Below are 9266 nucleotides of genomic sequence, written 5' to 3' on the forward strand. Positions count from 1 at the left end.
ACTGCTCAAATACTTAATGTAATTGGTATTACATTGTCACGGGCAGAAATAGCATCATAGTGATAACGAATGATTGATTAAGCAGGTTATTTTTAAACATGACTCCCTACAATGGAGAGCCATCACTTATTTATCACTAGCTTACCTTTTGGGTCTTCGAGAAAAGGAAGCTAAGGAAAGTGTCTCCGACACCGCTTATAATAAACCCACTAAATTGGGTATTAAAAAATTTTATCTTATTGAGCCTTAACAATCGCCACGATTTAGGACACAATGGGGCCAATATCCATCTAGACGGCTAAACATGAAAAAATCATTAAAACAGCGTTCGTCCGATCATCACCGTGGGATCTACTTTATTGGTACAACCCCACCCAAAATCGATACCGATTTTGAATCGGTCAGTACCATTGCTGATAAGTTGTTAGCCCGTCTTGATGAGATAAGTTTCGATGGTTTAATCATTTACGATATTCAAGATGAAACCAGCCGTATTGATACCCCGCGGCCTTTTCCGTTTAAGGCCACATATGATTCTGGCACCTATGCTCAGCTACTCAATCAAAAGTCAGCCAAACCTGTTATCGCCTATAAGAGTGTCGCCGGTCTTGATGAGGAGAGCTTTAATGAATGGCTGTCTCGTGCTTGGTATCAAAATAACGTAAGAGATTTAGTGTTAGTCGGTTCGCCATCGACTCAAGCTGCAAGTTCATTGCCTTTAAATGACGCTTACCGGGTGTTAGCCGCACACTCGCAAGAGTTCTATCTTGGTGGTGTTGCAATTGCAGAGCGCCATTTAAGTAAAAAGAATGAACATATTCGTCTACTAGGTAAGTCGACCCTTGGCTGTGAGTACTACATCACTCAAGCGGTGTATAACGCCCAAGCAACTATCGATATGTTAACCAGCTACGCTGAGGAATGTGCACTCAATAATGTAAAGCCAAATCGAGTGATCCTTACATTCTCCCCTTGTGGTAGTGCCAAAACCTTAGAGTTTATCAACTGGTTAGGTGTATCCGTTCCCGAAGCGACCCGCGATCGTATTTTGTCAGCCGACGATCCTCTTTATGAGTCAATCAAGGTTAATCACAGTAACCTACTGAAAATTTTGGCGGCGGTACTTCCACTCAATATCCCATTGGGGTTGAATATTGAAAGTTTAACCAATCGTAAAGCTGAGATTGATGCCTCTATTTTAATGTACAAGCTACTTAAGGGCACAATGAATCAAGCCTTAGCCCAAAATCAAATAGATCAATTTGTGCTTAACAGATAACACCAGTTGTAAAAGTATCGCCCTGCGGTGTTCATTAACCGTAGGGCATGCAACTCCTCGCTCCAATTCACAGCTAAAGCTTACTCGAAAGATCACCAACATAGCCGAACTTATTGCAGCCTTATCCATTCTTTAGCAAGGAGCTGTTGATCTTTTTAGCTTAGTTTTGTTCGATTCTTTACCCTAAGTAATAATTATTTTAGTACCAGACTTGAGCGATGCTGCTTAGCTGACTAAGCAAAAATCTCGTAACACATTCTCGTCATAAAAGAATAAAAGCATTGAAACGAATCCAAAGGGTCGCGCTGCTTGGCTATTTTGACTGTGTTGTAGGTTATTTGTGGAGAATGACTAAACGACATAGCCTCCGCCTTGTCAAAATAGCCAATAAACCGTTGTAAAAACAACCGTGAAAGGTCAACAGCCCCTAGTTAATCAATCGTTAAGTTACGGTACAGCATTCTGCAGCTATATTAATTATCGAATTAGGATGATTAAGCAGAGGCGACAGATGAAAAATTTAACCAATATGTTAACTACAGCAGTGAAAACAGTAACCACTATCGCGCTGACTTTATTTGTCTCAATTGGCAGCGTGCATGCCTCACCCAATACTGCGGTAACCGCTGATTTAGTCAAATCAAAGACGGATCAGAACTTGTTAGTTTGCCAATATCAAACAGTATCAGGTAGCCACTTCCAAGTGTTTGACAAGGCCTTAGACAATGAAAGCCGTTGCCCAACTAATATGCAAGTCGCCCACGAAACTATGCTTACCGATGCAGAGCAAGCCCAGATCAAACAAATGCTTTCACTGAAGAATTAATGATTGCTCAAGCTAACCAAATTAAAACTTAAGCGCGGCACAAGCTGCGCTTTTTTGTGGCCGCGTTTAATACCAATTACAGCTCAAACAGCTATTGAAAAAAAGGCTAAAGGCCGCTTTAACGAGTAATATTCGGTTTAGCTTCCTAAAAGGTATTCATGTTCAAATATATGGAGTAACAGTTTGACTATTCGATGCTTATTATCAAAAGAAGCGGTGTAAAATCACAGAAGGCGTTAATTATTGAATGATGCTAGGTTCTTTTATTGTTTATCATTTACAATATCGCTTCGACAATAAATAATAACCGCAATAACGATCTCCTTGAGCTTAACTATGCCTAACCCCAGTCTCGCTGTTACTTTTGCTAAAGCAGAACAAATATGTCGCAACAATGGCGTCAAGCTAACGACGAAGAGAAAAAATGTATTAGGCGTATTACTCAACTCCAGTAAGCCATTGTCGGCTTATGAAATTGTCGATTTGTACAGAACGGCACATCAAGAGTCGTTAGCACCTATGTCTGTATATCGTATGCTCGATATACTCAATGAGTTGCCACTGGTGCATAAGCTGTCATCAGAAAACAAATACCTCGCCTGTTCACACATCACTTGCGATCACGAGCACCAAGTTCCTCAATTTTTAATTTGTAAGAGCTGTGGCAAAGTCGCAGAAAAAGCCATTCAAGCAAGTGTGATAGAGGCATTAAAAGAAAGTATTAACCAAGCGGACTTTCAACTTCTTAACTCGCAAATTGAACTGCAGTGCTTATGTAATGAATGTGCTAATCCAAGCTAAGAGAATTTAGCTTGACCGAGATGAAACAACCCTTAGTTTCATCTCAACTCTCTAAGAAAAAACCTTTAGGTCAATTTTTAATGTCATTTCAGCGGGTTCTGCAATGGCGTTGGTGCAGCGGTGATATCGGCCACTTACCTAAATGGTGGCGCTGGACAGGCTCGCGGGGAGCGCTAACCCCAAGCTGATTGTTGTCATTCAGATTTACAGTCTAGGTTCAATTTCATTAACGCAGCATCAAAGCCGTTGCTTTCATCACTCATTGACTGCTGTCAATGAGTGATAACGCAACGGCTCATACAGTATTACTGAAGTTAAGGCGCTATATACCTAGCAATTAAAACTGGTACTTAACACTTGCGGTAAAGTTAATCGGTTCACCCGGCATGGTCCATAACTTATGGTAAGAACTTTCAAAATATTGTTCGTTAAACAAGTTATTCACATCGAGCATAAAACTAAACCTACTGGTTAAGTTGATTGCAGCAGAAAGATTTACAAGGGTGTATGCTGGCAAAATATAATCAGGGTCAGTCGTCTCACCCAAACGGTCGCCTACGTAATTAACCGTGGCGCCAAAGTATGCTTCTTTACCCATAATGTCAGCGTAGTGCTTCAATGAAACATGGCCTGCATGTTCAGCAACGTTAATTAGGCGAGAACCTTTAGGGATAGGCACGCCCCAGTCACTATCAATCAAATCTTTAGCTGTTCTGGCATCAGTATAAGCATAGGCAAGCTCAATATTGGTGTCATAAGTCAACTGAGTCGTTAGCTGAAACTCAACACCCTGGCTTTCAACTTCACCTAAGGTTGCAGAAAGCCCAGTGTCAGGCTCAGCAGTTAACATATTGGTTTTACTAGCATCGTAAACAGCAAGGCTACCAGAGAACATGTCTGCAACGTTCTGCCATTTCAAACCAACTTCAAACGATTTAGTTTGCTCAGGCTCAAATGCATTTCTGTCTGAATCAAGGCCTGGGTTAGGTCTGAAGCCCTCAGCATAACTGGTGTACAGATTTATGTTGTCATTGACTTCATAAACGAAGCCAAAGCGAGAAGAGACTTCAGTCTGCTCTTGCTCTTGTGATTCGTTATCCAGCTTATTAAAAATACTCTGTTCAAATTGATCGACCCTGAAACCAAGCAATAGCTTGGTTTTATCCGTCAATTCAATTAAATCTTGTGCGTAAAAACCAAGACCTTTTTGCTTTTCAGAGGTTAAAGTCGTTGGCGATGTTTCAGGCTGATCCATGGTGTAATCAGGATTATTAGGATCAATTGAATAAGTTGGATCACCTGAGCCCCAAGCAGTTCGCCACACTCTGTAATCAGTGTCTAATTTAAAGTCATAGTAATCTAATCCAATCAGTAAGTTATTTTTAAACCCAGCCAATGTGGCATCACCACTAACCTCAAAACGCGCCGATAAGTCTTGCGCTTGATAATCACGCTCTCTTCGCTGTCTTGATAAGGTATTCGGATCGGTATAAATCAACTGTCTGCCGTCAGAAAGTTCGGTATCTGAAGATTGCCCTTTAAATGATGAATCTCTGTAAGCTAAGCCAGTTAGCATATGCCAACTGTCATTCAGCTGATGATTTAGCAGTAATTGATGCCCAAGCGCTTTAACTGTGTGCGCCCCATCTCTAGTATCACCATAGAAATCAGAAGAGTTAACTGAATCAAAGTCGTTATCTAACACATACACACCACGGTCCAACGGCTTTTTCTGATCAAGAATTTCCATTTCATAACTTAAACTGGTGCTGTTAGAGATATTCCACAACAGTGAAGGGCTTAAGTTTAAGCTCTTAATATCAACATGATCACGATAGGTATCGGAATCTTCATAAAAACCATTTAAGCGGTAAGCAACGGTATCGGTAATCCCTTTAGTATGGTCAAACTCCACTTGCTTTTGATTATAATTACCTAAGGTGCCTTGAATGTATCCTTGCTCTTCAAACTGAGGCTTTTTAGTAATGATATTTACAGTGCCACCAGGTTCACCCTGTCCATACAATGCTGAACCCGGCCCCTTCATTACTTCAATCGTTTCAATATTGGCCGTGTTTCTATTGCCGTTATACCCTCTAGAGTTGAAGCCATTAACTAAGTAACCGGTTGGGTTATTCTCATCTCCAGAAAAGCCGCGAATAGCGAAGCTGTCAAACATGCCACCAGAATTGTTTTGCCTTACGATACTAGGCGAAAAATCCAAGGCATCCATAAAACGGGTAATGCCCTCATTTTTTATGGTCTCAGCGTTAATACGATCCACCGCTTGTGGAGTATCAATCAGTGGCACATTACCACGATATGGCTGCCATAGTCTGTTGACTTCAATGCGCTCAATATCATCATTAATTTCTGAGGTTTGTTCAATATTATCCTGCGCTAACGCACCATTAGACATGATAATTAGTGAATATAAAAAATGCTTCTTCACGTACTTTACTCTTTAGAGTGGGGTCAAATTTGCGCGCTATGTTACAACATATCATTTTTATCGTCAAAGAGACTCTATAACAAATTAACAAAGCAGTTTTAGTAATAAGTGATAGCTGCTAACAAAGCCATGACTATCGGAAATGATAAAACTAACGCTCGCCTCTAACCCCACTTGTATTTACCCACCTTCTAGTTAAGTAATACCTAAAGTTGAAGTGAATGACACAAACATGTAGATAACCACGAGTGTCTATGATTAGTACTTCTATTTGTTAGCACTTGCCGCTTTTAGCGTGATCACATGAATCATTACGACAAAGCGAATAATTACGCCAATGTGCAGCAATCAATAGAAAAGTCGCCGTCAGTGTCGCTAGTTTTTCTCCTATTTCACCTAAAAGGTCATGCCCATAAATGGCGCTGATAGCAAGCCCTGTAATACCCAAAAAAGCTAACACCAATACAGCAGTGTCTTTATGGCGAGTACAACCGAGTAATACAGCGATAGAGCTTGTTGGAATAACAAACCACACCATAAGTATGTGATAAAAATGATCACCCACAGGAAGCGCGAGTAAAGACGGGAATATGACTAATAACAGAGGCGCAGCGATACAGTGTAATGCACACAATGCTGAGGCTGTTATAGCAAGACGATCGAGTAATATTTGTGCGGGTTTATTCATATAAATTCTCAAGGTAGTAATTATAGTTAATACCGCAAAGCGATGCGGCTACATGGAAAATGTCGCAGTAACTTAACATTAATCAACATTAGCAAACAATTGATTAGCTATTTTATCGGCAATATTTACAACAATAACTAAAGTAAAAATAGCCAACCGATAAATAGGCAATTCATTATAGCCGCCTATGATTGGCTTGTTTGGCTATAAAATCTACGACCACACAAGTAACGACAGAACAATAGCGCAGCATTTATAGCCCAGTCGTTCAAATTGCAAGCAAACAAACCCTTAACACAGGACATTTGACCACTTAGTTCACAAACCTGCACATTAACACCTCACAATCTCAACGTTTAAGTCGATATAATTAACAATTAAAATTTGGGGTAACCTAAACCATAGTCACACTTTCAGTTTGCCAGTGTGTAGGAGTCAATATTCATGAGTTTTCTGTCGACATTATCCATTCGAAATAAATTAATCACCGTCATGCTACTGGCGGTAGTAGCATCAACTAGCATAGTGGCTTATGTCGGACAAACGAGTGCAAAGAATGTACTGTCGACTCGATTAGAGCAATCAGACATGCCTAACCTATTGCAGCGTATTCGCAACGCCATTGATGGTGAAATCAACCAAATGAAGGTCATGGCTCAATCAATTGCGTCAAACAGCATGATCAAAATGTGGCTCGATGAAGGCGCAAGCGCAGAAAGCGAGCCATATATCATCCAATACTTGGCACAAACGGCCAGTGATAACGGCTTTAGCAACGTTTCATTTACCGATTACGACCAGCAAAGACACTGGAACATAAATGGGTTTTTACGGGTTTTCAATCCTGAACGAGAGAAGTGGTTTTTTAACTTCAAGAACAGTGGCAAAACCGAATCCAGCAGCATCTATAAAGATAGCAAAGGCTCCACTGATATTTACTTTAACTACCAACAACCCAATGGTTACGGCGTGGCAGGAGTATCTAAGCCATTCGACGAAATGGTCGATTATCTCAACAGCTTTAAAATAGAAAAATCTGGCTTTGTTTATCTCGTCGATGGCAACGGTGTCATCAAGGTGCATCCGAGTATTGATTACAAGTCTAAAAAGACCATTGCCGACATATACCCTTCAATTAATATTAACCAGCTCATTAGCGAAAAAAATTACGCTCATGTTATGTTAGATAAACAGTTAATTGCATCAAGTTACATTGCAAGTTTAGACTGGTACATCATTGCACAAGTCCCTATGGAAGAGCTATACGCGGGCCTAGACACTTCTCGCAATAACATCATCATCACCTTTGTGGCAATTGCTGCATTGTTTACCCTTATCAGTATTTATTTAGCTAACACCTTAGTGCGCCCAATAAATCAACTGGCCGATACCTTTAAAGAGCTAGGTGAAGGCGAAGGCGATTTAACCCAACGTCTCAGTGAAAGTGGCAACGAGGAGATGCGCCGCTTAGCTCAGGGTTTTAATGCGTTTATCAGCAAATTAAAAAATGTCATCCAAGAGCTTGCGACAACCACCTTAGATGTTAATGGCGCATCACAGCAAGTCTATGCAGATGCACAACACTCTAAAAAACTCACTGAAGTTCAGCGTGATGGCGCCCACCAAGTCTCGGTTGCTATTAACGAAATGGGCAGCACTATTGCTGAAATAGCCAGTAATGCGTCAGTTGCCGCCCAATCAACCACCGAAGCCACTCAAAAAGCACAGCGGGCACAAACGGTCGTAGAACAGTCGAATTCAACCATTAATGATATGGCGACCAACATGGAAAGTGTATCGACTAATATTGTAACCTTAGCCGAAAAAAGTGATGCAATTTCAAGTGTATTGGATGTTATTAGGGCAATCTCAGAACAAACAAATTTACTGGCATTAAATGCGGCTATTGAAGCTGCACGAGCGGGTGAGCAAGGCCGCGGCTTTGCCGTGGTTGCCGATGAAGTGCGTAATCTTGCCAAACGAACTAGCGACTCTACCGATGAAATTCATCAGATGATAACTGAGTTACAAAACGGAGCTAAAGCAGCAGTGTCATCGGTTCATGAAGGGCGTGAGCAGGCAAAACTGGGAGTTGAGGCGTCACAAAGAACCCATCAAGCCCTTGAGGAAATCGCCGTTAATGTTATGCATATTTCAGAGCTGAATACTCAAGTCGCAGCCGCTACGGAAGAGCAATCTGCGGTGATCAACGAGATCAATCAGCATGTGGTTAATATTAGTGACAGTAGCGACAGTAGTGCCCAAGCTTCAGCCAGTATCGAAAACTCTAGTGAAGCACTTAAATCAATGGCAAATGATTTAGATGGTCTAGTAAAACGATTCAAACTCTAACTCTAACTCTAGCGCACAACCTATAACCACCCATTGTCAATCCTATAGCAAGTAGCTAATACGATTAATAATGGGTGGTTATGCGGGGCTTTAGAGTAAAGCAATTGGTTTCGCTAAGCGGTTGAATAAAAAGCACCATTCGCTATTAATTCAAACACTTAGGCAGACACGCTATTTACTCTAATTAATGACGACTAACATTAATGATGGGTCTATGATGAGTGAAGAAAAGCTTACTATTAATTCCACATAGTACAATTAGTAGGGATATCTCCTTTCGCTATATCAACAATATTATCTCCATGTGCATCAATGATATGACCGACAGTAAATATATCTAGTTCAGCACCATCAGCTTTATTCATGACCTCCACATACACTCTAGGTATTCTGCCGTATTTAGCCTCTTTTTCAGATGAAGGCAACCAACCTGTAAATTCTGTAGAGTTTTCTCGACCCATTTGGGTATAAAAATAGGAAGACCCTCCCAGTTTTACACCATTCATAACAACCCCACCTGACGAATTGAAACACATTCCCATGTAGTCATTAATATCAGATACAAGAGCATTGTATTCTCTTGTTGAAGCGATGTTTGAGTAAACGCCAGTTAGTTTCAGCTCTTCTAGAGTATTCGGCATATCCGGAATGCTTGCACAAGAGACGAGAGAGCACATAAGCATTGCGCTGATAAGTCGTTTCATTTACCCCTTCTTATTATTGCTTGCTGAGCTACTGTTTAGCCAGTGCACTCTAGATTCTCGGCATAACCGACACACGCTTGCCCGTCAAAACTTCTAACGGAGTTAAATAGCCAAGTGTTTTCCTCGGCCTCATATTGATTAGCAAGCTCACATCAGCTAAATGC

The 9266-nt window shown here is 40.9% G+C and carries 8 protein-coding genes; 5 read left to right on the forward strand and 3 right to left on the reverse strand.

The window, feature by feature from the left end:
- Positions 1-304: 304 nt before the first annotated feature.
- The 4 genes from AB4238_RS00385 (at position 305) to AB4238_RS00400 (ending at position 3094) form a co-directional block, all read left to right on the forward strand.
- A complete protein-coding gene (locus AB4238_RS00385; protein WP_372030584.1) occupies positions 305-1279 on the forward strand; it encodes a methylenetetrahydrofolate reductase in 975 nt (324 codons plus the stop codon).
- Between the two features lie 511 nt (positions 1280-1790).
- Entirely contained in the window at positions 1791-2105 is a 315-nt protein-coding gene (locus AB4238_RS00390) for a hypothetical protein (protein WP_259649927.1), read from the forward strand.
- 336 nt (positions 2106-2441) lie between these two features.
- Positions 2442-2906 (forward strand): Fur family transcriptional regulator, encoded by a 465-nt coding sequence (locus tag AB4238_RS00395; RefSeq protein ID WP_372030585.1) that lies wholly within the window; start codon positions 2442-2444, stop codon positions 2904-2906.
- Between the two features lie 20 nt (positions 2907-2926).
- Positions 2927-3094, forward strand: coding sequence for a hypothetical protein (locus tag AB4238_RS00400; RefSeq protein WP_372030586.1), 168 nt, complete (start codon positions 2927-2929; stop codon positions 3092-3094).
- A 149-nt stretch (positions 3095-3243) separates the two neighbouring features.
- Here AB4238_RS00400 and AB4238_RS00405 read toward each other — a convergent pair whose 3' ends face one another.
- Entirely contained in the window at positions 3244-5358 is a 2115-nt protein-coding gene (locus tag AB4238_RS00405; protein WP_372030587.1) for a TonB-dependent siderophore receptor, read from the reverse strand.
- 274 nt (positions 5359-5632) lie between these two features.
- A complete protein-coding gene (locus AB4238_RS00410; RefSeq protein WP_372030588.1) occupies positions 5633-6046 on the reverse strand; it encodes a MerC domain-containing protein in 414 nt (137 codons plus the stop codon).
- 444 nt (positions 6047-6490) lie between these two features.
- Between AB4238_RS00410 and AB4238_RS00415 the strand changes: the two genes are divergently transcribed.
- Positions 6491-8398, forward strand: a complete 1908-nt coding sequence (locus AB4238_RS00415) for a methyl-accepting chemotaxis protein (RefSeq protein ID WP_372030589.1) — start codon at positions 6491-6493, stop codon at positions 8396-8398.
- A gap of 239 nt (positions 8399-8637) precedes the next feature.
- Here the strand turns inward: AB4238_RS00415 and AB4238_RS00420 are convergent, their stop codons facing one another.
- Positions 8638-9102: a hypothetical protein gene (locus tag AB4238_RS00420; protein ID WP_372030590.1), complete on the reverse strand. Its 465-nt coding sequence runs from the start codon at positions 9100-9102 to the stop codon at positions 8638-8640.
- Between the last annotated feature and the right edge of the window lie 164 nt (positions 9103-9266).

Origin of the sequence: Shewanella sp. 10N.286.45.A1 (assembly GCF_041470405.1) — a bacterium.
Lineage (GTDB): Bacteria > Pseudomonadota > Gammaproteobacteria > Enterobacterales > Shewanellaceae > Shewanella.